Below are 23429 nucleotides of genomic sequence, written 5' to 3' on the forward strand. Positions count from 1 at the left end.
GCGGTCAAATTTATGCAATTTGGTTTGCCTTGGCAACTATTCAGTTTCCCGTGATTGTTACGACTTAACTTAAGTGTTGCGCTGGCGAATAAAGGCGATGACTTCATTGGCCGGCACCGGCCGACTGAAAAGAAAACCCTGCATCAGATCACAACCCCTGCCCCGCAGATATTCGCGCTGCTCGTCCGTTTCAACGCCTTCGGCCACGATGCGCAGGCCGAGATTGTGGGCCAGGCCGATGGTCGCATCGCAGATCACGGTACCATCGGCGCTCTGCCCGATCTCCTCGACGAAGCTGCGGTCGAGCTTAAGCAAGTCGATCGGGAACAGGCGCAGGTAACTCAGCGATGAATAGCCGGTTCCGAAATCGTCAATCGCCAGACCGATCCCCATATCGTGCAGGATATCGAGGATGCGGACGGTTTCCGCCGGTTGCTGCATGGCCACCGATTCGGTGATTTCGAAAACCAGATCGGCGGGATTCAGCCCGAAGGCGTCGATGGCGCCTTTGGCCAGGATCGGCAAGTTGCCGTTACGCATCTGGATGGCGGAAATGTTCACCGCCATCCTGACGCCGTAGATACCGGCCGCGCGAAAGTCCGCCAACTGCTTGCAGGCGGCCCAGAAGACCCACTCGCCGAGCGGCTGGATCAAGCCGCTCTCCTCGGCGATGCCGATGAATTTGCCAGGCAACAGCATTCCCCTCTCGGGGTGCTGCCAGCGTACCAGCGCCTCGACCCCGGCCACCCGCCCGCTGACGGTGTCGAGTACTGGCTGGAAATGCAGACAGAACTCGTCACGCGACAAGGCCTGGCGCAGCCCGTGCTCGATCCCCAGTCGTTCGAGCGCCGCATCGTTCATCCTCGAATCGAAAAACTGGAAATTGTTCCGGCCTGCGGTTTTGGCGTGATACATCGCGGCATCGGCATTTTTCAACAAGGTGTCGGCGTCGTCGCCGTCGGTCGGGAAAATGGCGATTCCGATACTGGGCGTGGTGAACAGGTCGTGACCTTCGATCGAGTACGGATCGCCAATGTTGCCGACCACCTTTTCGGCCACTTTCGCCACCGATCCGCTATGTTCGATGCCGGACAGCATGATGACGAACTCGTCGCCACCGACGCGTGCCACCACATCGCTGTCACGCACACTTTCGGACAGGCGCTTGGCGACCTCGACCAGCATTTGGTCGCCGACATGGTGGCCGAGGGTGTCGTTGACCGCCTTGAAGCGATCGAGATCGACGAACAGCAAGGCGACCCGCGACCCGTCACGCCGCGCTGCCGACAGCGCCTGATCGAGCCGCCCTTTCAGGCTGAAGCGATTGAGCAGGCCAGTCAGCACATCGTGATGTGCCATGTGATAGAGCTTTGCCTCGACCGCCCGCTCTGAAGTGACATCGGTAAAGTGGGCGACGTAATAGCGAATGGTACCGTCCTCGTCGCGAATGACCGATATCGACATCCATTTCGGATAAACACCACCATCCTTCCGGCGATCCCAGATTTCCCCCTGCCAGAATCCACGCTCGGTGATGCTCTGCCACATCTGACGGTATTCGTTCTTCGTCGTCCGCCCCGCCGACAGAAAGCGCGGGTTCTTGCCCAGCGCCTCCTCCGGCAGGAAACCGGTGAGCCTGGTGAAAGCCGGATTGATGGTAATGATGTTGTTGTCGGCATCGGTGATCAGGATTGCCTCGCCGCTGTACTGGAAGGCGCTGACCAGCAGTTGCATGCGCGCTTCCATCTGATGCTGACCGGTGACATCCTGCGAGGTGCCGATCACGCGCAGCGCCGTGCCATCCTCGGCATATTCCGGCTCGCAGAACTCCTGAACATACTTGACCCGACCGTCCGGCAACAAAAGCCGGTGTTTCAGGGATACCTGGCGATGCTCCTGAACGGATTCGTTCAGTGCCTTGTCGACCGTCGCCTGATCGTCCGGATGAACCCTGGCCATGAAATCGTCGTAATGCGCCCCGCCGGGCACCGGCTCGACTTCGAAGATCCGGTAAAGTTCGTCCGAAGAGGTTACGACCCGGGTCGCCAGATCGATTTCCCAACTGCCGACCTGGGCGATTCGTTGCGCCGCTTTCAATTGATCCTGATGGCGATGCAAGGCATCGGCCGCCAGCAATTCCCGTTTCTGGGCTCGGAACAGCCAGACTAGGACGATGCCCAGACACCAGAACAAGCCCAGGCCAAGGCCGCCGACAATCAGCGAGCGCTGCCGCCAGGCAGCCATTATGTCGGCCTCGGACAATCCGGCCAGCACGTAAAAGGGATATTGCTCAAGGACGCTGTAGGCATAAACCCGCCGGACACCGTCGGTCTTGGCGACGAACTCCAGCGTTCCTCTGCCTTCTCCCGCCGCGATACGCTGGTAAATCGGGTGCGCAGTGTCCAGCGCGCGATTGATTTCAGTGGGCACTGACGGTTGGCGGACGACCAGGAAATGCGTGTCGCTGCGACGAATCGCCAAGGCCCCGCTTTTACCCAGATGGACCGTCCGGAACAGGCGCTCGAAATACTCAAGCTCGATGGCCGCACTGACCACCCCGCGGAACGCCCCGTCCGGCCCACGAATCGCCCGTGCCGCGACGATCGTCGTTCGCCCGGTGATCCGCGAAGTCAGAACTTCCGAGAAGACGATACCGGCATTCGCGTAGTCGCGCAGATGGATGAAGTAGGAACGGTCCCCGAGATTGACATAGGCTCCGCCGCCGGCAATGTAAAGCACCTCGCCATTGGCATCGAGCACGCGAAATCCGGCTACTTCCGGAAACACTTGCCGGTGGCGTTCGAACTCGGCTTCAATCTGCTGACGAAAACGCGGTACGGCCTCGCGTTGAAGCGACTCGGCGGAGATCCGCGATGTCAGTCCGATCAGGCTGGAATCGACCCGTCGCAAGGTCGCGTCGAAGCGCGCTTCGATCAGGTCAGCATGGCTCCTGGCGGTGGTCTGGGCCTCGGTCCAGATATCTCGGTAGCCCGACCACAGCACGTAACCAAGCAGCACGAAGCCGCCCACGGCCAAGGCTACCAGAGCAATCCACAACTGCCGACCGACCGGCGCATTCTTTCCCGGGGCTAGACCCATTGATCGCCATCTTTTTTCGAGTTATCGAACCGATTCTGAGCAAGCCGTCATCGAATTGCAACCGGTATCGATGACGGAATGCAGACGGGGCTACTGATACTGCGGCAGGGCACAAACCATCTGCAATCCCAAGGGCAAAAAAAAAGCGCCAACGCGCCCGACAGCATTTCAAATCTCAAACCGCTGTTCAGGCCGTTACATTGACCAACGTACCCGTCGCCTGCCCAAAAACATTGATTACCGCCGCCGGTTCTGCTGTCGTGGCGACAGCCGTTTCGGCCGGCGCCAGCGCGGCACTGATCTGTTCGCGCAAATCGTTGATCCCGGTTTGCACCTTGCCGATGGATTCCATGGCCACCAGGCCGCGCCGCGCACTCTCGGCTTGACCCTGTGCCTGACCCGACTGAACCTTCAGCGAACGGGCATTCTCCTGCGCCCGATCGGCCACTGTCTGCGCTTCACGGGCGCGGGATTGCAAGGCACGGGCCTGCTGTTCGGCCTGATCGGCATTGCGCTGCGCCTGTTGTTGCTGAATCTGCGACCAGATCCCGCCGCTCGGCGACTGCAAACCTGAAGACGAGGTTATCGCCATGTTCACACCTCCCGGCAGTGCCAAGCACCGCCCATGAGGTTTCAGGCAGTCACATTGATCAACGTACCTGTACGTTGACCTTGAGCATTCGTTACCGGCTTGGGCGCTTCTTCCTTCAGCTCGACACGCTCTGCGGGACGCGGCTCCTGCTTCTCGATCGCTTGCGCCTGTTGCGTTTGTTGAGACTGCTGCGTTTGCGTCGGCTGAGTACCGGGATTGGTAAAGGCGTTGACATTCGACGTCACGGATTGGATCGCCATACGACCTCCTTGGCAAGAAAACGGCTCGTGCTTTGAATCTACACCATCCCGGCTATTTTTCCAGAGCCAATTGCCCCAGTCGATGCGAGTTGAAACCCTTTGAGGCCGCCACTCCGCCGTGCCATGAGATCGACCGCTGGGGCACAACAGATTGTCAATTGGGGCTTTGACGCCAGATGAACTAGCATGAAAAGGTGAAGTGCGAATCCATACACCATGTCCCTGATCGTCACCCTTCGCGTCCCGGTCATCCTCGCGATGATTGTGCTGGCCGGTTGTGCCACGCCCGAGCGAGCCCCCGAATTGGTGCCGCCGCCCCCGGTTGCGGCGAGTACCTGGCGCCAGGTCGATAGCGACATTGGCGCCGGGTCACGGGCGGCGACCAGCGCTGCCCGGAGTTTCGCCTATAGCCAGATGGAGAACTGGAAGCAGCTGGCCAGCCAAAGAGCCGAGGCGGATTTCATTCCCTGGTTCTCCAGTTACTGGACCCAGCAATGGCTGACCGCCAAGGTTGCCTGGTACAACCTGAGCTCCGGGGATACGACCGATCCGCCGGTTAACCGACTGGCCGCCTATTTGCAGGAGCAATACCATGACCGCGTACTGGCTCCGGTCGCCGAGGAAGTCGATCCCGAAACGATCAGGGCACAGGCGACCAAACTCTACATTCGGCATTTGAGCGAGCAAGTTCAGCCCATCGCGCAGCGTTACGGCGTCCCTCAGGATCAGTTCGAACGGCGGCTCCAGGACATACCGGCCATTGCCCTCGCCCCGCCAGCGGCCCATAACGCTTCCCTTTACCAGATTGTCTATAGCGAACCGATCGACAACCTGCCGGCTTATGCTGCCTTGCTCCGACAAGCCCGCGAAGCCGCGGCGAATGCCGGGGCCGGGCTGTCGAAGAAACGGATCTCGCCGGTCGCCAAGCAGGTCAGCGAGAAACTGATGGATCGGCTGGCGATCAGCGGCGGGGCGAGCGCCGCGTCGGCTCTGGTCGGCGGCATCGCCGGCACGGTGATTTCCCTTGGCGCGGCCGGCATCGGCGTCATGCTGCACGAGGCAGGGCGCGCGGAAATCGAGTCACAGCTTCGCGAAACCCTAAACGCCGCGATGGACGACATGTGGCACATTTTGATGGACGACCCCAACACCGGGATGATGGCGGGAATCTATTACCTTTCCGAGCAGATCGAAAAAAGCACGCCGCAAACCTTTACGCAACCGGTCGAGCCCGCGAGGCAAGCGCTAGAAACACTCTTGCCCGACGAGTCGCCGGCACAGGAGCAAACAGGCAATGACGAAGCGCCCGACGAGAATGGCGCAGGCAAGGAATAGGCAGTGATCCCTTCGGCTTGGCTCGAACCTTCGTAAACCCTAGCGCCGAGGATCGTCCACGGTGCCGTAACGGCGCGCCGCATCAACCGCCAGGCCGGCCCCGATGCTGCCGAAAAGGTCGCCCTCGACGACCCGCGCCTGCGGCAGCAATGCCGCGATGCGCCGGCGCAGCAGCGGGATGCCACTCGAGCCGCCGGTGAAGAAAATGGTGTCGATGCCGGTCGCGGCCAGACCCGCCGTGGGCAGCAGCCGGGCGACCGCAGTTTCGACCTGATCGACGAGCATTTCCGTGGCCAGATCGAACTCGGCGCGCGTAAGCAGCTTTTGCTCGTCGGGGGCAAAACGTTCGAGCGACAGGACGGCCGTATCGCCATCGGAGAGATCAATCTTGGCCTGTTCGACCTGATGCGCCAGCCAGTGGCCGGCGCGCTCGCGGATCAGGGCAAGCAGCCGGTTCAGGCGTTCCGGCTCCATGGCGTCGAGGACGAGGCGCTGCTGGTCGGCCCATACCGGGCGGGCGTAGGCGAAGTTGATGGTGTGCCAGGTAGCGAGATTGAAATAAACGCTGGCCGGCATTTCACGCCCGCTTTTCAGGCGGCTGCGGTGGCCGAGCAGGGGCATGACCGCGGCCAGGCTCAGGTGCTTGTCGAAATCGGTGCCGCCAATATGGATGCCGCCATTGGCCAGCACGTCGCTCCAGCGTTCCGCCGCCTTGAGCCGCTCCGGGGCGAGGCGGACGATGGAAAAATCGGAAGTACCGCCGCCAATGTCGGCGACCAGCACCACCTCCTCGCGGGCCAGGGTGGTTTCGTAATGAAAGGCGGCGGCGATCGGTTCGTACTGGAAACTCACCTCCCTGAAGCCGATGGCGCGGGCGATCCCGGCCAGCGTATCTTCGGCGACGCGGTCGGCCGCCGAATCGTCATCGACAAAAAACACCGGCCGCCCGAAAACCGCCTGCTCGAAGGCGCGTTCGCCCCGCGCTTCGGCGCGCGCCTTCAAGCTGGCGATGAAGCGGGTGAGCAGGTCGCGAAAGCCGATGACGCTGCCTTGAACTTCGGTGCGCCCGTCGATCAGGCTGCTGCCGAGCAGGCTCTTCAGCGAACGCATCAGCCGCCCCTCGTAGCCGTCGAGATATTCGCGCAGCCCGGCCCGGCCGAAACTGACCGAGTTCTCCTCGGCATTGAAAAAGACCACCGAGGGCAGCGTCGGCTTGCCGTCTTCCAGCGCCAGCAAGGTCGGCAGCCCCGGCCGCAACCAGCCGACGGTGGAATTGGAGGTGCCGAAATCGATACCGCAGGCGCGGGCGGGAGAAGAGTGAGACATCGCTAGGCTTTGCGGGAGGGGGCGCGATGCTACGCGGGGCCGACGATGCTGTCCACAACCAAGCACGGCCGGATGACGCCGCGAGCGCCGGCAACTTGGTTTATCCTTTGCCGCCACGGCGACCGCGACGAGCCCGCCCCGACCGAACGGGCGGGATCGTTTGCGCCGGCCATTGCAAACAATTCAACAACCCAGCCAAGGAATCTCTCCATGCGTGTTTTGCCCCTGACCATCCTAGCCGCCATCCTGTCCATTTCCGCCACCGCCCAGGCCGCACCGAATGTCGAAACCCTGCCCTCCGGCGTGCGTGTCGAGCACGTGACGCCGGGCACCGGCGCCTCGCCGTCGGCGACCAGCAACGTGACCGTGCATTACCGCGGCACCCTGCTCAACGGCACCGAGTTCGACAGCTCGTTCAAGCGCAACCAGCCCGCCACCTTCGGCCTCAACCAGGTCATTCCCTGCTGGACCCAAGGCGTGCAGAAGATGAAGGTCGGCGGCACCGCCAAGCTCACCTGCCCTTCCGAAACTGCCTACGGCTCGCGCGACCTTGGCAAGATTCCGCCGAACAGCGTACTGAATTTCGAAATCCAGCTCCTCGACAGCAAGTGAGTCTGTATTCCCGGTGTTTGCCAGATTGGCGCCACATCGGGAATCGAATCGATACCCAGGCGGTATCAAAATCAACACAAATTTGTATTGGACAGTATGAAACACCTTCCGACATAGTTGCTTTCCGTGTCGGGGTGAGCCAAACCAAAATAACCATTCTCTCCCGCGCGAACGGCACTTCATGGCGGCATGCCGCTCCCCACCGTCGAATAATCAACCGGACACAGCTCGCGCATGGATATCCCTTTCAACCGCTTCAAGGCGGATCTGCTGAATGACCAGATGCTGCTCGGACTGTGGCTCGGGCTGGGCGAGACCTTCAGTGCCGAAATCTGCGCCGGCGCCGGGTTCGACTGGCTGCTGATCGACGGCGAACACGGCCCGAACGATCTGCGCAGCATCCTGGCGCAGCTCCAGGCCATCGAGCCCTACCCTTCGCAAGCCATCGTCCGCCCGCCGCAGGGCGACCACGTGCTGATCAAGCAACTGCTGGAAACCGGCATCCAGACGCTGCTCATCCCGATGGTCGAGACAGCCGAACAAGCCGTCGGCCTGGTCCAGGCGATGCGCTATCCGCCGGCCGGCATCCGCGGCGTCGGCGCCGCCCTGGCCCGGGCCTCACGCTGGGGAAGAATCCAGGATTACAGCGCCCAGGCCAACGACCAGATGTGCCTGCTGCTCCAGGTGGAGACCAAGCAGGGCTACGACAATCTCGAGACCATCCTGGCCGTCGATGGCGTCGACGGCATTTTCTTCGGCGCCGCCGATCTGGCCGCCTCCTACGGCCTGCTCGGGCAATCGAATCACCCCAGCATCGTCGAGGCGATCGAGGCTGGGCTGCGCAAAGTTCGGGCGGCGGGGAAAAGCGGCGGCGTCCTGTGCGGCGACAAGGCCATCGTGCACCGCTACTTCGCGGCCGGCGCCCGCTTCATTGCCGTGGGCGTCGACGCCCTGCTGCTGGCGGCGGCAACCAGCGAACTGCGCCGGGAATACAAACCGGGCGCGGAGGAGAAAAGCGTCACCGGCTATTGAGCGGATCGGGGCAGACGAGGCGATAATTTGATTTTTGATGGTCGCCTCCCGTGCGGTGCGACGGCGAACCCGACAGCAAAGGATGGAGCATGGACAAGGCCCTGAAAACGACGCCGGACGGAAGCATTCGGCTGGTCGCGCCGAACGTCCAGACCCAGCACCGCTTTCCCGATCTCGCCGATCTTGCCGACCGGCTGCGTTTCGTCCCCGGCAATGGCGAAATATGGCTCGAAGACCGCCGCATGCTGCTCCTCCACAACGCGTCGCTGGGCGCCCTGCGGCGGGAACTGATCGAAACCCTGGGCATCGAGAAGGCACGCGGCATCATCACCCGCATCGGCTACCACTCGGGCAGCCGGGATGCCGAGATGGTCCGGCGCATCCGGGCCGACTGCAACGACTTCGACGCCTTCGGCGTCGGGCCGCAATTGCACGCCCTCGAAGGTTTCGTCTCGATTGAAACCCTGGTTTCGGAAGTCAATGTCGAAACCGGCCATTTCTACGGCGAATACCTGTGGCACAACTCGGCCGAGGCCGAGCGCCATATCGCCACCATGGGCATCGGCAATTCACCGGTCTGCTGGATGCAACAGGGCTATGCCAATGGTTACCTGAGCAGCTTTCTCGGCCGCCAGATGCTGATCCGCGAAGTCGAATGCAAGGGCATGGGGCATGCCGCCTGCAAGATCATCGGCAAGGCCATCGACCAGTGGGACGATCCGGAAGCCGACACGCGCTACCTGCAGGCCCAGGACTTCGTCCAAGCCCCGAGCGCCAAGCCCTTCTCCTTCAGTCGCAGCGACGACAGCGCCAGCGACACCAGCGGCCAGATCAATCTGGTCGGCATTTCCGCCGGCTTCAACGCCGTCTGTCACATGATCAAGCGCGTCGCACCAACCCGGGCCACCGTGCTCTTCCTGGGCGAAAGCGGGGTCGGCAAGGAACAGTTCGCGCGCACCCTGCACAACATCAGCGAGCGCTCGACCCAGCCCTTCGTGGCGATCAACTGCGCCGCCATTCCGGAACAGCTGATCGAATCCGAACTGTTCGGCGTCGAAAAAGGCGGTTTCAGCGGCGCCAGCCAGTCCCGCCCGGGGCGCTTCGAGCGTGCCGACGGCGGCACCCTCTTTCTCGACGAAATCGGCACCCTCAGCCTGGTTGCCCAGGGCAAGCTGCTGCGGGCCTTGCAGGAAGGCGAAATCGAGCGGATCGGCGACACCCGCGTGCGCAAGGTCGATGTCCGCGTGATCGCCGCCACCAACGAGGACCTGCGCCAGCTCGTCGAAGCCGGCAAGTTCCGTGACGACCTCTTTTACCGCCTCAACGTCTTCCCGGTGCGCATCCCGCCCCTGCGCGAACGCCGGGAAGACATCCTGCTGCTCGTCGAGCATTTCCTGAATCGCTACACGGCCATGCACAAGCGCACGGTCAGCGGATTCACCGAGGCGGCGCTCGAAGCGCTGATGTCCTACGCCTGGCCGGGCAATATCCGCGAGCTGGAAAACCTCATCGAACGCGGCGTCATCCTGGCCCCGGACGACGGCGGCATCGACGTCGGGCATCTCTTCAACAGCGGCGAAAATCTGCGCGGCGAACCGGCCCGGCCGGCAGCGGACGACGCCAGCCGCGATGCCGGCCAGCCGCCGGGCGACGAACAATTGCCGGACTTCCTGCGCGATGCGCTGGCGGCGGGCAGCATCTCGCTCGACGGTCTGGAGGAGATGGCGGTCAATCAGGCCCTGCAACTCGCTGCCGGCAATGTTTCCGGTGCCGCGAAGATCCTCGGCACGACGCGTTCCCGCGTCGCCTACCGGCTGTCCGGCAAGAAAGTGCCGCACCCGGCGGAAGAGTAGAACCGCCCTGCCCTTGCCCTAGGCCTTCGGGTACAGGCGCTCGTCGAAATCACCCATGCTCGGAAAGCGCAGGGGCTCCAGGGTATCGAGAGTCAGCAGGCGCTGCTGGTAGTCGACCAGGATCTGCTGCCGCCCTTCGTGCGAAAGGTAAGGCACGTGATAGGCCGCAAAGGGCGGCAGCACGCTGAAGCCGGCATAGCCGAGCGCGCCGCGCAGCAGAGGGCGCAACATGAGATCGATTTCGCCGTGGATGCCCTCTATCCCGAACATGTGCGGCTGCCCGCCCAGCGTGAAGGCGAGCATCGCCCGCTTGCCGGTCATCCCGCCCTGGTCGTAGAAGCGCTTGCCGCCATAGAAGCGGCCGGAAACGAAGACGCGGTCGATCCAGCCCTTCATGATGGCGGGCACCGAAAACCAGAAGATAGGGAAGTTCAGGATCAGCAGGTCGCACCAATCGACTTTCTCGACTTCGGCCAGGACATCCGGCGCCAGCGAGCCGTTTTCGAAGCCGTGGCGCTGTTCGAGGGCATAGGTACAGTAATCGGAATTCTTGCGCTCACCGAAATCAGCGACCGAGGCCACCGGGTTCCAGTGCATCGCATAGAGGTCCGACACCCTGACCTCATGCCCGGCGGCGACCAGGGTTTCGACGGCGAGATCCTTGAGGGCCGTCGTGAAGGATTGCGGCTCATAATGAGCATGGACGATCAGGATTTTCATGGGTATTCCAGAAAGGCCGGGGAGGTCCCTCCCCGGCTCGCGGATCAGGCTGCGACTTCCTTGAGCAGGCCGCGTTCCTTGGCCATGGTCATGGCCGTGTCGACGATCATGTCTTCCTGTCCGCCGATCATCTTCTTGCGGCCGAGTTCGACCAGGATGTCGCGCGCCGGGATGCCGAAGCGCTCACCAGCCCGCTTGGCATGCAGCAGGAAGGTCGAATAGACGCCGGCGAAACCCAGGGTCAGCGAGGCGCGGTCGACGCGGACCATGTGCTCCATGAGCGGCACGATCAGCTCTTCGGCCATGTCCATCAGCTTGAACAGGTCGCAGCCGGTGACGATGCCCATGCGCTCGCAGACGGCGACGAAGACTTCGGTCGGCGTGTTGCCGGCGCCGGCGCCGAGACCGGCCACCGAGGCATCGATGCGGCTGGCGCCGGCTTCGATGGCGGCGATCGAGTTGGCGATGCCCATGCCCATGTTGTGATGGCCGTGGAAGCCGATTTCGGTTTCCGGCTTGAGTACGGCGCGCAACGCAGAAACCCGCGCCTTGACGTCGCCCGGCAGCATGTAGCCGGCGGAATCGGTGATGTACACGGTCTGCGCCCCGTAGGATTCCATGAGCTTGCCCTGCCCGGCCAGGCCTTCCGGCGTATTGAGGTGGGCCATCATCAGGAAGCCGCTGGTGTCCATGCCCAGCTTGCGGGCGAAGGCGATGTGCTGCGGCGAGGTGTCGGCCTCCGTGCTGTGGGTGGCGACGTGCACGCTGCGCGCGCCGCAATCGTAGGCCGACTGCAGCTCCTTCATCGTGCCCAGGCCGGGAATGAGCAGGATCGAGACCTTGGCCTGCTTCATCTTCGGCGCGACGGCGCCGATGTATTCCTCGTTGCTGTGCGGCGCGAAGCCGTGCTGCAAGGAGTTGCCGCCAAGGCCGGCACCGTGCGTGACCTGGATCAGCGGCACGCCGGCCGCGTCGAGCGCGGTGGCGATGCTGACCATCTGTTCGATCGACATCTGTTCGCGCTTGGCGTGCATGCCGTCACGCAACGACATGTCATGGATGACGACCTTGCGGCCCTTGAGATTGGTTTCGGCGCTCATCACGCGACCTCCAGAGACTTGAGCTGGATTTTTCCAGCCAGGATTTCTTCGGCGAACATCTCGGCGGTGCGCGTCGCGGCCGCCGTCATGATGTCCAGGTTGCCGGCGTATTTCGGCAGGTAGTCGCCAAGGCCGGCCACTTCCATGAAGACGGTGACCCGCTTGCCGTCGAATAGCGGACCGTTGACCAGGCGGTAGCCCGGCACGTATTTCTGCACTTCCTTGATCATCGCCAGCACCGAGGCCGTGATCCGGTCCTGGTCCGGCTCCTCGTCGGTCAGGCAGGAAATGGTGTTGCGCATCATCATCGGCGGATCGGCCGGGTTGATGATGGCCAGCGCCTTGCCCTTGCGCGCGCCGCCAACCTTCTCGATGGCGCTCGAGGTGGTGTAGGTGAATTCGTCGAGATTGGCGCGGGTGCCCGGGCCGATCGATTTCGAGGCCAGGCTGGCGACGATCTCGGCGTAACCGACCGCCTGCACGCTGGAAACGGCGGAAACGATGGGAATCGTCGCCTGGCCGGCGCAGGAGATCATATTGACGTTCATCTCGACCTTGTCGGCGTGCTGGCGCAGGTTGACCGGCGGCACGCAGAGCGGACCGATGGCGGCCGGGGTCAGGTCGATCATCATGACGCCCAGCTCGTTGAGCTTGCGCGAATTCTCGGCATGGACATAGGCCGAAGTCGCGTCGAAAGCGACCTGGATATTGTCTTCCAGCACGTAGGGCAGCAGGCCGTCGACGCCGGCGGCGGTCGTCTTCAGCCCCATGTCGCGGGCGCGGGCCAGGCCTTCCGACTCGGGGTCGATACCGACCATCCATACCGGCTCGAGGAGCGGGCTGCGTTGAATCTTGTAGATCAGATCGGTGCCGATATTGCCCGACCCGATCAGGGCGCATCTGATTTTTTTCATGTCTTCCTCTATTGGTTTTGCCTTACGGGCAGGTCACTTCGTTGCGCTGGCCAACGGTCACGCCGGCCACAGCAAAATGTTCGACCGGATGCTCGGTGATCAGGATGCGGACCGTGTCGGCCTTGACCTCGAGCGACTCGACCAGGGCGGCGGTGATGGCCGCCACGGCCTTGCGTTTCTTTTCGACGCTGCGACCTTCGAGCAGGTGCATTTCAATGATTGGCATGGTGCTGTTTCCTTTTATGGTCTTTTATTCGATGAATCGCATGGAGACGCTGCCCAGCTCCTGGAAGCGGGCGACGATGCTGTCGCCCGGCTTCACCGCGACGGCCTCGGTAATGCCGCCGCTCATCACGAAGCTGCCGGCCGGCAGTTCCTCGCCCAGTTCGGCCAGGATGTTGACCAGCATGGCGATGGCTTCGGCGGGATGGCCGAGCACGGCTGCGGAAGCGCCCATGGTGACGATCTCGCCGTTCTTTTCCATGACCACGCCGAGAGTGCGCAAATCGATATCCTCGACATAGCGGGCGCGGCCGCCGCCGACAAAGCGCGCCGAGGAACCGTTGTCGGCAACCACGCTGGCCAGGTCGAACTTGAAGCCGGAAAAGCGCGAGTCGATGATCTCGACCGCCGGCAGTACGTAGTCGGTGGCATCCAGCACATCCTGCCGGGTGCAGTTCGGCCCTTTCAGCGTCTTCTTCATGACGAAGGCGACTTCGCATTCGACACGCGGATGCACCAGGTCGGAAGTCTTGATCGCCGAGCTTTCCGGGCGCGCCATGCGGTCGGTCAGGAAGCCGATGGACGGCACGCTGACCCCCATCTGGATCATCTTGGCCTTCGAGGTCAGGCCGGCTTTCCAGCCGACCTGCCGGTGGCCGGCGGCGAGGAAGCGCTGACGCAACGCAAGCTGCACCGCGTAGCCGTCGCCGATGGTCATCTCGGGATATTCATCGGTCAGCTTGGGGATGGCGTAGGCCCGGGTCTGCGCCCCTTCGATCCGTTCGCAGAGGCGAACGACGTCCTCGCGGGAGAGGGTGAGGTTCATGCTCATGCTGCGCTCCTTCCTGAAAATTTGACCCGGCAGCTGCCGAGGCCGCCGACGGTGCACACCAGTTCGTCGCCGTCGACCACCGGCACCAGTGCCGATTGGGAACCGGAGAGGATGACTTCGCCGGCCTTGAACGGAATGCCCAGCGCGCCCAGCGTATTGGCCAACCAGGCGACGGCATTGGCCGGCGAACCCTGGACAGCGGCGCCGACGCCGGTCGAGAACAGTTCGCCGTTCTTTTCCAGCACCATGCCGGCCAGCGTGATGTCGAGCTTCCTGGGGTCGCCCTTGGTCTTGCCCAGCACATAGACGCCGCAGGAGGCGTTGTCGGCGACGGTGTCCTGGATCTTGATCTGCCAGTCGACGATGCGCGAATCGACGATCTCGAAACAGGGCAGCACGTAGTCGGTGGCGCGGATGACATCCATCGCCGTGATGCCCGGCCCCTTGAGGTCTTCCTTGAGGACGAAGGCCAGTTCGGCCTCGGCCTTGGGCTGGATCAGGCGGGAGAGATCGATCGTGGCGCCTTCCTGAAAGACCATGCCGGAGGTCAGCATGCCGAAGTCCGGCTGGTAGACACCGAGGAAATCCTGCACCGGCTTGCTGGTCGCGCCGATCTTCTTGCCGATGATGCGTTCGCCGGCCTGCACGCGGCGGGCAACGAAACGCTCCTGGATCTGGTAAGCGTCCTCGATGGTGATTTCCGGCTCACGCTCGAGTAGGGGACGCACCGGGCGGCATGCCACCCAGGCTTCGTAAAGCTCGTCGCCGTAGGCGGCAATTTTTTGCTTGTCCATGATGGGCCTCAGAGCTTGACGCAGATGTTGCGGGTTTCGGTATAGAACTCCAGCGAATGCACGCCGCCCTCGCGGCCGATGCCGGATTGCTTGGAGCCGCCGAAAGCCGTGCGCAGGTCGCGCAGGAACCAGCTGTTGACCCAGGTGATGCCGACTTCGACCCGGGCCGCGACACGGTGGGCGCGACCGAGGTTGGTCGTCCAGATCGTGGTCGCCAGGCCGTAATCGTTGGCGTTGGCCTTGTTGATGACTTCATCTTCGCCGTCGAAGGGGCTGATGTGGCAGCACGGCCCGAAGATTTCCTCGCGCACCACCGAAGCCGTTTCCGGCAGGCCGGTCCAGATGGTCGGCTGCACCCAGTGCCCCTCGGCCAGATCGGCCGGCATCTCGGGCACGCCGCCGCCGGTGACGATATGGGCGCCCTCGGCCTTGGCCTTGGCGTAGTAGGACAGCACCTTCTGCTTGTGCTCGGCGCTGATCAGCGGGCCGTAGTTGGCATGGTGGTCGTCCGGCCGGCCGAACTTGACGGCTTCGGCCTTGAGCTTCAAGGCCTGCACGAACTTCTCGAAAATCGGCCGCTCGACATAGACGCGCTCGGTGCCCAGGCAGACCTGGCCGGAGTTGAGGAAGGCGGAACGGAAGATGCCGTCGACCGCGGCCTCGAAGTCGGCATCGGCGAAGACGATGCCGGCATTCTTGCCGCCCAGCTCGAAGGACACGTCGCGCATGCCTTCGGCCGCCGCCTTCATGATCGCCGTCCCGGTGCGCGTCTCGCCGGTGAAGGTGATGGCGTCGACCTTGGGATGCTGGGTCAGGAATTCCCCGGCCGAATCGGGACCGAAACCGTGGATGACGTTGAAGACCCCCTTCGGAATGCCGACGCGGTTCATGACTTCGCCGAGCAGCGTGGTGGTCAGCGGCGTCTCTTCCGACGGCTTGACGACCACGGTGTTGCCGCAGGCCAGGGCGGGGCCGACCTTCCAGGTCATCAGCATGAAGGGCGCATTCCACGGCGAGATGACGCCGATCACGCCCTTGGGCTGGCGGATGGCGTAATTCAGCGCGCCGCGGCCATCCGGCGTCGCCATCTGGAAGGACTCGGACGGCACGTTCTTCACGACATCGGCGAAGACCTTGAAATTGGCCGCGCCGCGCGGAATGAAGGCGCTGGTCATGACATGGTGCGGCTGGCCGGTATCGGCCATCTCGGCGGCGACGAAATCGTCGAAGCGGCGGGTGATCTCGTTGGCCACGCCGTACAGCAGGTCGACGCGGCGCTCGGTACTCAGCCCGCCCCACTCGCCCTTCAGCGCGGCATGGGCGGCCTGCACGGCGGCATCGACATCGGCCCGGCTGGCCTCGACGACCTGGGCGATGACCTGGTTGTTCAGCGGCGAACGCTTGGCGAAGGGCGTGGTCCCGGTCGCTTCGACGAATTCGCCGTTGATGAAATTCTTGATCAGTTGCATGGCAACTCCTTGTTGTTCTCCCCGATACCGGGCTTGGCAATCAGTCTAGGTTCCGCTACTCAATACCGTCCAATACCTTATTTCTTTCACTTCAATATCGAAAAGGTATTGAAAAGGACGACCCGGAGGCCGCCCCAAAAACATCTCAAAGGGCGCGGAACAGCGGGCTGCGCACTTGTTGGGCATCGGCCGCGGAAATGAACTTCTCGGTATAGATGTCGCGCTCGAAGAGCCGCCCCTGCATCAGGGTCGCGATGCAGGCTTCGATCATCAGCGGCGGCCCGCACAGATAGGCCTTGTTGCCGCGAAAATCGTTGTCGAAATGGCCCTTGGCCGCGTCGTGGACAAAGCCTCGGAAACCGCTCCAGCCGCTGGCCTCGGGTTCGTCCGAGAGGGCCGGCACATAGCTGAAGTTCGGATGCTTTTCGGCCAGGGCGAGAAACTCGTCGTGGTAGTACAGCTCGTCGCGGTGGCGCTGGCCGTAGACCAGCGTAATCGGCTTGGCGAAGCCCTCGGCCAGCAGGTCGAGGATCATCGAACGCGGGCTGGACAGCCCGGAGCCACCGGCCATGAAGATCACCGGCAGGTCGGCCGATTTCTTGACGAAGAAACGGCCATAGGGGCCGGTGATGGCGATCCGCTCGCCGAGCTGCAGCCGTTCATGGACGTAGGTCGTGCCCTGCCCGCCCGGCACGATGCGGATGTTCAGCTCGATTTCGCCGGCTGCCGACGGCGGGCTGGCCACCGAGAAGGCCCGGCTGCCGATGCCATCCGGCAGTTCCAGGTTGATGTACTGGCCGGCCTGAAACCGCATGCCGGCCGCGCCGTCGAGCCTGAGCCAGACGCCCTTGATGGTCGGCGTCAGAGTCTCGATGCGGCTGACGACGCCGGCGAAGTCGCGCACCGGCAGGTTTTCGGCATCCGGGTCTTCCTCGATCTCGGCCTCGATGACCAGGTCGCTCTGCGCCGTGGCGCAGCAGGCCAGGCACTTCTGCTCCTCGCGTTCGAAATCCATCAGCGCGAAGCTCGAGGCCTCGCCCTGCTCGACCTCGCCATCGACGACCTGCACCTTGCAGGTCGCGCACAGGCCGTGGCAACAGGCGTGCGGCAGATAGATGCCGGCGCGCAGGGCGGCGTCGAGGATGGTCTGGCCATCCTCGATTTCGATGGTCTGACCGAGCGGCTCGATGGTCAGTTCGTAGCTCATTGCGCTGCCTCCTCTATGCTGCTGCCAACAGGGTGTTCAACCCCGGCGTCGTGAAATGCAGCTGTTCCTTGTGCACGATGCCGTTCTCGGCCAGGGTGGCCGCGAAATCAGGCTGCCAGGCCGACTTGCCCTTGCGCCACTCGACCTGGGTCAGATCGACGGCGCCGGCATCCGGGTCGGCCTGCATCAGCGGCTTGACGACATTGGCCAGCAGGTCGGCGAAGCGCATGCCCGGCTCGACGACGAGCATGAAGGGAGTGGCGAACAGCAGGTGCTGCTCCCAGTTCACATAGACGATCTGCTTGCCGTGAAAGTTGGCGACCACGTCGCGCGGCACGCCGACATAGGGTTTGGTTGAAGTCACTGCCATTTTTGTCTCCTGATCTTGTCTGCGTCGGAATTACTGGTTGCTTTTGGCCAGATCGCGCCAGGCGTCGAAATTCTTCTGGTCCTCGGAACCGTCGAAATCGCCGTTGTCCTTGCCGGGCACCAGGCTGACCCACTCCATCCAGGCCGCCAGGTCGCCGTTGATCGGTTCCTGGAACAGTTGCGGCATCGGCAGCCAGGCCTCGACGTACTTCTCCGGCTCGTTCTCGAAGATGTGCTGGCAGCCTTCGGAGCAGAAGTGGTACTTCTCGCCCTGGTAGTCGACTTCGCGCTGGGTCAGGCGGGTCGGATCGTCCGGCTCGGTGAACACGGTCGGGATCTGGCAGGTCTGGCACAGTTTGGCGAGGCCCATGTTGTGGAACGGGGTGCCGGCTTCCTTGAGCTTCTTGAGGTGTTCCCAGCGCGGCCGGTAGTACTTGTCGAAGGTCGTCGGATACTTCTTCGACAGCCAGGCCATGTCGTCCTCGGACGGAATCCAGCTGTGGAAAGTGGTGCCGAAGTTGTACTGGTAGAGGGCCAGCATGAACTGGTGCGACATGTGGTCGAGCGCCTTGCCGGCGTCGTCCCAACCCTTGGGCGGACGGATGCCGTAGCGGGCGAGGTCCTTGAACAGCGCGCCGCCGTTCTCGATGCCGTAGATCTCGAAGGCCTCGCGCCAGGACATGACGCGCTTCGGCAGCATGTAGTCCATCATCGTGCCGACCACGCCGAGCAGGCGGAAGCCGCGCCAGAACCACTTGTCGATCCAGTTCTGGACAATCGGCAGATTGGCCGGGTCCTGTTCCAGCATGAACTTGATGCACTCGAGGCCGAGCGTCATGTGACGGGCTTCGTCGGACTGCGCCGAGAAGCCGAAGGTCACCGTCGCCATGTCGCCGTTGTAGGCGGCGCCGGACATGAAGGGCACGAATAGCAGGTTGGTCAGCACGTACTCGAAGCTGAAGCCGATGGCGATCATGAATTCGAAGGGGCCGGCCGACATCGCGTCGTCGAAGAAAGAGCGCGGCAACGAGCAGTACCACATGCGGTCGCGGGCATCGGCGAAGCCGTGGAAGCCGTTGTAGAACTTGTTGTAGTTCGACAGCGCGTGGATCTGCGTCTGGGCGTGGCGGATTTCGTCGATCGCCTGCATCTGGCAGGCCACCTGGGTGCCGACCCCGGGGAACTCGCGGCCCATGCGGGCAAAGCCCTTGCCGGCGGCGTATTCGCCCGGGCTGATGGCCTGCAGGAAGATCTTCAGGGCGCTCAGGTAGCGGGCATCGGTAATGTGCAGGTGGCCGTTGTTCTGGGCGTGGGCGTCGATGATCGCGTAGAACTTGCGCTCCTTCTCGGCCTGGTATTTCCAGTAGGAATCCATGGTCAGGCGGAATGGGTCTTCCCACTTGTCCCAGTCGTGGATCTTGATCCCTTCATACTTGGTGTAGGGATAGATTTCGTCCTTGTTCTGGTAAGTCGGCTCCCAGCCGAGGTCGCGGGTCAGCAGGCGGTATTTTTCCTTGAGGCCCAGTTTCTTCTTGGCGGTTTTCATGTCCATCTTGTCTCTCCTTCTCAGCTGTTCCAGCGCAGGGTCAGGGTGTCTTCATCCTCTTCGACGTTGCCGGAAAGGGTGATCAGGTTGACGTTCAGTTCCTGGAGGTCGTAGGCGCGGCCCAGTTGCTCCTCGATGGTGTCGCGGCGGACGGTCAGGCTGCCCGGGGCATCGATCTTGACCATCGCCGGCTGGCGATTGACGGTGCAGTCGGGGTTGTCGATGACGATGGCGTCGATGATCGGACGGGTATCTTCGTTGGCTTGCAAGGCAATGAATACGGTCGACATGGCGCTCTCTCAGATCTCGATACCGGTTTTAATCAGGCGCGCCTTGAGGGCGGCCATTTCTTCACCTACCACCTCTTCGGCGGCGCTGCCCAGGGCCAGGCGGGCGACGGGCAGCAGGGCGGCGGCGGCCCGCGCCCCCCACTTCGCACACCACTCCTGCAAGACCTCGCGGTTGTGCCCGGATTCGGCGGCGGCCGTCTTCAAGACGGCATCGATCCACTTGCGCGTCTCGTCGTGCCAGTCGTTCATGAACTGGGTCAGCATGGCGATGGCCGAAGCACCGCCCGACGACAGGTAGCCATCGACGATGCGCTCATAGACCAGCGGGTAGAGCAGACCGTCGAGCGCCAGGTTCTGGGCGACGAACAGTTCGAACGGGTCGCGGACGACCAGGCAGTCCTCCAGGTAGCGGCGCAGCGGCTGCCAGGCCTCGTCTTCCAGCCAGGCCTTCTTGCCGTCGTCGAGCGCTTCGGTATCACCGAGCAGCAGGCCGATGCGCGACAGGTACTGGGCGATACCCAGGTTGTCCATGGCGTGGAACATGCAGGCCTGGGTGAAGATCGCGGCGTAGCCGTAACCGCAGACGAAGGTGTTGTTCTGGTTGGCGCCCCAGGCCGCATGGCGCAGCGGGACCAGCACCTTGAGGGCGGTCTGCTTCAGGTCTTCGGGAATCATCTCGGCCAGGCCACGGCTTTCGACGAAGCTGAAGTTAGCCTCGGTCGTTTCCTGCTGCCGGGCGCGGGCCAGGGTGTAGGTGTTGTAGTAGAACTGGCGCGGGTCCTTCAGCGCGTACCAGTCGGCCATGACGATGCGCGTGATCGACTTGTCGTAGATCAGCTGGTCGGGATCCCAGGTCGGGCGATAGTGCAGGTTTTCGGTCGCCTGGATGTCGTAGCTGCCTTCCTGGTAGCGCGATGCCGGCTTGTCGCCGAAACGGCGGACCAGGTGATCGAAGGCCTGCCGTTGCGGCTGGATGCTGACCGTACGTAAATCAATTTGCATAATAAGTCTCCAAGCTGTCGCCAGACATTGCAGCGAACAGCGTCGTTAATTATTTGAAGCGGGTGCCGGTGGCATCCGACAGGCGCCAGTCCCAGTCGCCGGTCGGCAGGCCGTCGGCGGGACGCGCCGGCAGCATTTCCACCTGCTGACCGGTGCAGAACTCGGCGAAGTCGTCGCGGGGCAGGATCAGCTCGACGAAGATCTCCGGCTCGCCGATCGCGAACTCGAATTCGACGAAGCCGTTGGCCCGCTCGCCGAGCTTGCGGACGAAGCGACGCCGGCTGTCGATTTCGGGCCGGTTGCCCGGAGTGGAAGCGGCGGATGCCATGGGGCTCAGCTGACGACGGTCAGGAAGGTTTCGTGCAGCTTGCGCTGCGGATAGTCGAGGCCCTGGCCGAAGTTGTCGAAGGTCCAGGTCAGCGGCTCCTTGTAGTCCGGATACGGCTGGTAGCCGCCCATGAAGGTCTCGAAGCGGTTGCCCGACGGGTCCCAGGCGTAGATCGTGCAGCCGCGCGTCACGCCGTGTCGGGTCGGGCCGATGTCGACCGGCACCTTGTTGTGGGACATGATGTCGCCGGCACGCAGCACCTCTTCCCAGGTTTCCATCAGGAAGGAGCAGTGGTGCAGCTTGCCCGGCTCGGGGTACTCGGCGAAGGCGATGTCATGCACCTTGTGCGAGCAGGACAGCCAGATCGCCAGGTTGGCCGTACCCTCGGGGTTGAGGACGCGCTCGACGAGGTAGAAGCCGAGGACCTCGGTGAAAATCTTCTGTACTTCCGCGACATTCGGGCCGTAGAGCAGCGCATGGTCGAGGCGCACCGGTGCGATGCCGCGCTCCGAGTCCGGCGTCCAGGCAGTCGGATTGACCAGGCCGCAACCGTTGCCGATGGTGGACTTTTCCCAGTAGAGCTCGATCAGATGGCCGCTCGGCAATTCGAAGCGAACCCGCTCGCCGGTTTCCAGCATTTCGCCGGCCGGGATGCGCTCGGTCTTCAGGCCGTAGGCCTGCAGGTCGGCGTCGAGCTTGTCGAGCGTTGCCTTGTCGAGCACCTTGAAGCCGAAGAAATCGAGGCCGGCGCGGTCGGCCTGGCGCAGGATGACGCTGTTGTGATCGCGTTCGTCCCAGCATTTCAGATACACCCGGCCCTGGGCGTCGCGGCCGGTTTCCACCAGACCCATCACGTCGCGATAGTGACGCACGCCCTCTTCCAGATCGAGCACGCGAATCTGTGCATGTCCGGGACGCAAAACACCTGTCATTGCCATTGTCTAGTCTCCTCGTTATAAAAATGACGGCAAAAAATGAACCAAACTACTTTCCTGCTTCCTGCTGCAGTACCGAGCGCCTGATGCCGCCCAGCACCTTCAATTCCAGATCGCTGTCCGGAAAAATCCGGCAGGCTAGAACCCGTCCTTGCTGCTGATCCGCTTCACTGATCTGCGACCGGCTCATCGCCTTGTGGGCGAAAGACCCGGACAGCACCTCGATCCGGCAGACGCCGCAAGCTCCGCCGCGACACCCGGCGGGGATGCCCCGGCGCCCGATCTGGACCATGCCTTCGAGCACCGACTGCGCCGAATCGCAGGGGAAACACTCGCCGGTTTCGGCAATCCGCACCTTGAACATCGGCATGCTTTCTCCTTTCCGGCCCGTACTGAATTGCACTATGGTCAACTAATTGCACAGACTGTGCCAATGCGATAACAGACTGATTTAATTACATTATTACTAGCGCATCGAGCAAATACGGCGCTGTTTTTAGTTTTTTATAAAATGCAAATGATGTGATTGATAAATTTATAAACCTGGCTGCGGCACCAGGTTCGCAATGCGCGTATAGAGGCGCTTGAATCCGTCATCGAGATCGGCATCGAAACGCGGGTCGCCATTGGCTGAAAACGCCGCATGGATCGCCGCCCAGTCCTCGTCGGTCAGGTGCTGGCAGGCGGCCGGCAGAATGGTGTTTTCCTCGAGGTTCATGTGTTCCCACTGCGCCTCGGCGAAGGCATTGACCGCCGTCGCGACGGCGGCCAGCGAACCGCCGCCGGCCGCGCCATCCCGGACATGGCGATCGATGGCCTGCTGCATGGCCCGGATCAGGCCATCACCATCGGCATGCTGGGTGCGCAGTTGCGCGATGGCTGCGTCGAAATCGGCAGTTCGCGCACTCAACAACCGGAACAGATAGGCATCTTCCTTGGGGTGGTGCAGGCGCTCGGGAAAGGATTCGATGTAGTGGATCATCGTCCGCGCCAGCGTCACATCGAACGCCGTGCGGCCGGCCACCGCCTCATCGACCAAATGCAGAAGCCCGCGCACCACGGCCGCCAGCGAGCGGTGCTCGTCCTGGATGATGGCCAGCGCAGCCTGCTTTTCCCGATCCGGCTGGTTGCTTTCGATGGTCGCGACGAGCACCGGAAGCGCGGTGCCGGCCAGTACCTTCTGGGTCTGCGAGCCCTGCACCAGGCCGCGCAGTCCCTTGTGTCCGTGCGAGGCCATGAAGATCAGGTCGCAGCCCAGTTCTTCGGCTGCCGCCAGGATGGCCGCGGCCGGGCGGTCGCTGTTGCGGATCAGCGTGGCGCAGGGCACGCCCCGGGCCTTGGCCGCCGCTTCGGCTTTTTGCAGCAGGCCGCGCGCTTCGCCGGCCAGGTTGTCGGCATAGGCTTCAGGCGCCACCGTCCGTTGCAGCGCCCCCTGCCCGGTCGCCGCGTAGTCGGCCCGCGCCGTGAAGAAGGTGATGCGGGCGCCCAGCGCCAGCGCGAAGGGAACGACCCGGGAAACGATTTCGGTGGCCAGCCCCGAGCCGTCCAGGGGAACCAGGAGATGCTTGTACATGTGAACCTCTCGCAAAGAT

General features: G+C 63.0%; 24 protein-coding genes. 4 read left to right on the forward strand and 20 right to left on the reverse strand.

All coding sequences use genetic code 11. The annotated features are described in order from the left end of the window. Positions 1–69 precede the first annotated feature (69 nt). The 3 genes from NQE15_RS18030 to NQE15_RS18040 all read right to left on the reverse strand — a co-directional run bounded on the left by NQE15_RS18030 (position 70) and on the right by NQE15_RS18040 (position 3951). Entirely contained in the window at positions 70–3099 is a 3030-nt protein-coding gene (locus NQE15_RS18030) for an EAL domain-containing protein (protein WP_265943326.1), read from the reverse strand. Positions 3100–3286: 187 nt separating this feature from the next. Beyond that, positions 3287–3691 (reverse strand): hypothetical protein, encoded by a 405-nt coding sequence (locus tag NQE15_RS18035; protein ID WP_265943328.1) that lies wholly within the window; start codon positions 3689–3691, stop codon positions 3287–3289. Between the two features lie 41 nt (positions 3692–3732). Further along, positions 3733–3951: a hypothetical protein gene (locus NQE15_RS18040; protein WP_265943330.1), complete on the reverse strand. Its 219-nt coding sequence runs from the start codon at positions 3949–3951 to the stop codon at positions 3733–3735. A gap of 216 nt (positions 3952–4167) precedes the next feature. Here NQE15_RS18040 and NQE15_RS18045 point away from each other — a divergent pair, with 216 nt between their 5' ends. Beyond that, positions 4168–5286, forward strand: coding sequence for a hypothetical protein (locus NQE15_RS18045; protein WP_265943332.1), 1119 nt, complete (start codon positions 4168–4170; stop codon positions 5284–5286). A 39-nt stretch (positions 5287–5325) separates the two neighbouring features. On the opposite strand, the gene NQE15_RS18050 is transcribed toward NQE15_RS18045, so the two are convergent. Then, the gene (locus NQE15_RS18050) at positions 5326–6612 is read right to left on the reverse strand and encodes an Hsp70 family protein (protein WP_265943334.1); all 1287 of its coding nucleotides are present in this window, start codon (positions 6610–6612) and stop codon (positions 5326–5328) included. A gap of 210 nt (positions 6613–6822) precedes the next feature. On the opposite strand from NQE15_RS18050, the gene NQE15_RS18055 reads away from it, so the two are divergent. The 3 genes from NQE15_RS18055 (at position 6823) to NQE15_RS18065 (ending at position 10109) form a co-directional block, all read left to right on the forward strand. Further along, the gene (locus NQE15_RS18055) at positions 6823–7224 is read left to right on the forward strand and encodes an FKBP-type peptidyl-prolyl cis-trans isomerase (RefSeq protein WP_265943336.1); all 402 of its coding nucleotides are present in this window, start codon (positions 6823–6825) and stop codon (positions 7222–7224) included. Between the two features lie 234 nt (positions 7225–7458). Continuing rightward, positions 7459–8256: an HpcH/HpaI aldolase/citrate lyase family protein gene (locus tag NQE15_RS18060; RefSeq protein ID WP_265943338.1), complete on the forward strand. Its 798-nt coding sequence runs from the start codon at positions 7459–7461 to the stop codon at positions 8254–8256. 89 nt (positions 8257–8345) lie between these two features. Beyond that, entirely contained in the window at positions 8346–10109 is a 1764-nt protein-coding gene (locus tag NQE15_RS18065) for a sigma-54-dependent Fis family transcriptional regulator (RefSeq protein ID WP_265943340.1), read from the forward strand. Positions 10110–10127: 18 nt separating this feature from the next. Here the strand turns inward: NQE15_RS18065 and NQE15_RS18070 are convergent, their stop codons facing one another. The 16 genes from NQE15_RS18070 to NQE15_RS18145 all read right to left on the reverse strand — a co-directional run bounded on the left by NQE15_RS18070 (position 10128) and on the right by NQE15_RS18145 (position 23410). Beyond that, complete coding sequence (locus NQE15_RS18070; protein WP_265943342.1) at positions 10128–10829, reverse strand: NAD(P)H-dependent oxidoreductase; 702 nt, start codon at positions 10827–10829, stop codon at positions 10128–10130. A gap of 44 nt (positions 10830–10873) precedes the next feature. After that, positions 10874–11929: a 4-hydroxy-2-oxovalerate aldolase gene (gene dmpG / locus NQE15_RS18075; protein WP_265943344.1), complete on the reverse strand. Its 1056-nt coding sequence runs from the start codon at positions 11927–11929 to the stop codon at positions 10874–10876. Continuing rightward, a complete protein-coding gene (locus tag NQE15_RS18080) occupies positions 11929–12843 on the reverse strand; it encodes an acetaldehyde dehydrogenase (acetylating) (RefSeq protein ID WP_265943347.1) in 915 nt (304 codons plus the stop codon). The genes dmpG and NQE15_RS18080 overlap by 1 nt, the downstream gene beginning before the upstream one ends. Before the next feature lie 22 nt (positions 12844–12865). Further along, the gene (locus tag NQE15_RS18085; RefSeq protein ID WP_265943349.1) at positions 12866–13069 is read right to left on the reverse strand and encodes a tautomerase family protein; all 204 of its coding nucleotides are present in this window, start codon (positions 13067–13069) and stop codon (positions 12866–12868) included. A gap of 24 nt (positions 13070–13093) precedes the next feature. Then, positions 13094–13897, reverse strand: coding sequence for a 2-oxo-3-hexenedioate decarboxylase (gene dmpH / locus NQE15_RS18090; RefSeq protein ID WP_265943351.1), 804 nt, complete (start codon positions 13895–13897; stop codon positions 13094–13096). After that, on the reverse strand, positions 13894–14691 hold the full coding sequence (gene dmpE / locus NQE15_RS18095; RefSeq protein WP_265943353.1) for a 2-oxopent-4-enoate hydratase: 798 nt from the start codon (positions 14689–14691) through the stop codon (positions 13894–13896). The genes dmpH and dmpE overlap by 4 nt, the downstream gene beginning before the upstream one ends. Positions 14692–14699: 8 nt before the next feature. Further along, positions 14700–16160: a 2-hydroxymuconic semialdehyde dehydrogenase gene (locus NQE15_RS18100; protein ID WP_265943355.1), complete on the reverse strand. Its 1461-nt coding sequence runs from the start codon at positions 16158–16160 to the stop codon at positions 14700–14702. A gap of 145 nt (positions 16161–16305) precedes the next feature. Continuing rightward, positions 16306–17367 carry an NADH:ubiquinone reductase (Na(+)-transporting) subunit F gene (locus tag NQE15_RS18105; RefSeq protein WP_265943358.1) on the reverse strand — a complete coding sequence of 354 codons (1062 nt, stop codon included), beginning with the start codon at positions 17365–17367 and terminating at the stop codon, positions 16306–16308. A gap of 13 nt (positions 17368–17380) precedes the next feature. Then, positions 17381–17737 (reverse strand): phenol hydroxylase subunit P4, encoded by a 357-nt coding sequence (locus NQE15_RS18110; RefSeq protein ID WP_265943362.1) that lies wholly within the window; start codon positions 17735–17737, stop codon positions 17381–17383. 30 nt (positions 17738–17767) lie between these two features. Then, positions 17768–19288 carry a YHS domain-containing protein gene (locus NQE15_RS18115; protein ID WP_265943365.1) on the reverse strand — a complete coding sequence of 507 codons (1521 nt, stop codon included), beginning with the start codon at positions 19286–19288 and terminating at the stop codon, positions 17768–17770. A gap of 14 nt (positions 19289–19302) precedes the next feature. Beyond that, the gene (locus NQE15_RS18120; RefSeq protein WP_265943366.1) at positions 19303–19572 is read right to left on the reverse strand and encodes an MmoB/DmpM family protein; all 270 of its coding nucleotides are present in this window, start codon (positions 19570–19572) and stop codon (positions 19303–19305) included. Positions 19573–19581: 9 nt separating this feature from the next. Beyond that, the gene (locus NQE15_RS18125; protein ID WP_265943367.1) at positions 19582–20574 is read right to left on the reverse strand and encodes an aromatic/alkene monooxygenase hydroxylase subunit beta; all 993 of its coding nucleotides are present in this window, start codon (positions 20572–20574) and stop codon (positions 19582–19584) included. Positions 20575–20623: 49 nt separating this feature from the next. Then, positions 20624–20902 carry a phenol hydroxylase subunit gene (locus tag NQE15_RS18130; protein WP_265943369.1) on the reverse strand — a complete coding sequence of 93 codons (279 nt, stop codon included), beginning with the start codon at positions 20900–20902 and terminating at the stop codon, positions 20624–20626. Positions 20903–20907: 5 nt separating this feature from the next. Continuing rightward, positions 20908–21840 carry a catechol 2,3-dioxygenase gene (locus NQE15_RS18135; protein ID WP_265943371.1) on the reverse strand — a complete coding sequence of 311 codons (933 nt, stop codon included), beginning with the start codon at positions 21838–21840 and terminating at the stop codon, positions 20908–20910. Positions 21841–21886: 46 nt separating this feature from the next. Beyond that, entirely contained in the window at positions 21887–22207 is a 321-nt protein-coding gene (locus NQE15_RS18140; RefSeq protein ID WP_265943373.1) for a 2Fe-2S iron-sulfur cluster-binding protein, read from the reverse strand. 165 nt (positions 22208–22372) lie between these two features. Then, positions 22373–23410 (reverse strand): universal stress protein, encoded by a 1038-nt coding sequence (locus NQE15_RS18145; protein ID WP_265943375.1) that lies wholly within the window; start codon positions 23408–23410, stop codon positions 22373–22375. Positions 23411–23429 lie beyond the last annotated feature (19 nt).

Origin of the sequence: Dechloromonas sp. A34, assembly GCF_026261605.1 — a bacterium.
Lineage (GTDB): Bacteria > Pseudomonadota > Gammaproteobacteria > Burkholderiales > Rhodocyclaceae > Azonexus.

What these genes read in the sequence shown, in the direction of transcription:
- NQE15_RS18100 (WP_265943355.1), bottom strand. Translation starts at nt 16,160, where the DNA reads ATGCAACTGATCAAGAATTTCATCAACGGCGAATTCGTCGAAGCGACC.
- NQE15_RS18050 (WP_265943334.1), bottom strand. Translation starts at nt 6,612, where the DNA reads ATGTCTCACTCTTCTCCCGCCCGCGCCTGCGGTATCGATTTCGGCACC.
- NQE15_RS18085 (WP_265943349.1), bottom strand. Translation starts at nt 13,069, where the DNA reads ATGCCAATCATTGAAATGCACCTGCTCGAAGGTCGCAGCGTCGAAAAG.
- dmpH (WP_265943351.1), bottom strand. Translation starts at nt 13,897, where the DNA reads ATGAGCATGAACCTCACCCTCTCCCGCGAGGACGTCGTTCGCCTCTGC.
- dmpE (WP_265943353.1), bottom strand. Translation starts at nt 14,691, where the DNA reads ATGGACAAGCAAAAAATTGCCGCCTACGGCGACGAGCTTTACGAAGCC.
- NQE15_RS18115 (WP_265943365.1), bottom strand. Translation starts at nt 19,288, where the DNA reads ATGGACATGAAAACCGCCAAGAAGAAACTGGGCCTCAAGGAAAAATAC.
- NQE15_RS18065 (WP_265943340.1), top strand. Translation starts at nt 8,346, where the DNA reads ATGGACAAGGCCCTGAAAACGACGCCGGACGGAAGCATTCGGCTGGTC.
- NQE15_RS18125 (WP_265943367.1), bottom strand. Translation starts at nt 20,574, where the DNA reads ATGCAAATTGATTTACGTACGGTCAGCATCCAGCCGCAACGGCAGGCC.
- NQE15_RS18055 (WP_265943336.1), top strand. Translation starts at nt 6,823, where the DNA reads ATGCGTGTTTTGCCCCTGACCATCCTAGCCGCCATCCTGTCCATTTCC.
- dmpG (WP_265943344.1), bottom strand. Translation starts at nt 11,929, where the DNA reads ATGAGCGCCGAAACCAATCTCAAGGGCCGCAAGGTCGTCATCCATGAC.
- NQE15_RS18130 (WP_265943369.1), bottom strand. Translation starts at nt 20,902, where the DNA reads ATGGCATCCGCCGCTTCCACTCCGGGCAACCGGCCCGAAATCGACAGC.
- NQE15_RS18140 (WP_265943373.1), bottom strand. Translation starts at nt 22,207, where the DNA reads ATGCCGATGTTCAAGGTGCGGATTGCCGAAACCGGCGAGTGTTTCCCC.
- NQE15_RS18120 (WP_265943366.1), bottom strand. Translation starts at nt 19,572, where the DNA reads ATGTCGACCGTATTCATTGCCTTGCAAGCCAACGAAGATACCCGTCCG.
- NQE15_RS18110 (WP_265943362.1), bottom strand. Translation starts at nt 17,737, where the DNA reads ATGGCAGTGACTTCAACCAAACCCTATGTCGGCGTGCCGCGCGACGTG.
- NQE15_RS18045 (WP_265943332.1), top strand. Translation starts at nt 4,168, where the DNA reads ATGTCCCTGATCGTCACCCTTCGCGTCCCGGTCATCCTCGCGATGATT.
- NQE15_RS18105 (WP_265943358.1), bottom strand. Translation starts at nt 17,367, where the DNA reads ATGAGCTACGAACTGACCATCGAGCCGCTCGGTCAGACCATCGAAATC.
- NQE15_RS18060 (WP_265943338.1), top strand. Translation starts at nt 7,459, where the DNA reads ATGGATATCCCTTTCAACCGCTTCAAGGCGGATCTGCTGAATGACCAG.
- NQE15_RS18080 (WP_265943347.1), bottom strand. Translation starts at nt 12,843, where the DNA reads ATGAAAAAAATCAGATGCGCCCTGATCGGGTCGGGCAATATCGGCACC.
- NQE15_RS18135 (WP_265943371.1), bottom strand. Translation starts at nt 21,840, where the DNA reads ATGGCAATGACAGGTGTTTTGCGTCCCGGACATGCACAGATTCGCGTG.
- NQE15_RS18040 (WP_265943330.1), bottom strand. Translation starts at nt 3,951, where the DNA reads ATGGCGATCCAATCCGTGACGTCGAATGTCAACGCCTTTACCAATCCC.
- NQE15_RS18035 (WP_265943328.1), bottom strand. Translation starts at nt 3,691, where the DNA reads ATGGCGATAACCTCGTCTTCAGGTTTGCAGTCGCCGAGCGGCGGGATC.
- NQE15_RS18145 (WP_265943375.1), bottom strand. Translation starts at nt 23,410, where the DNA reads ATGTACAAGCATCTCCTGGTTCCCCTGGACGGCTCGGGGCTGGCCACC.
- NQE15_RS18070 (WP_265943342.1), bottom strand. Translation starts at nt 10,829, where the DNA reads ATGAAAATCCTGATCGTCCATGCTCATTATGAGCCGCAATCCTTCACG.
- NQE15_RS18030 (WP_265943326.1), bottom strand. Translation starts at nt 3,099, where the DNA reads ATGGGTCTAGCCCCGGGAAAGAATGCGCCGGTCGGTCGGCAGTTGTGG.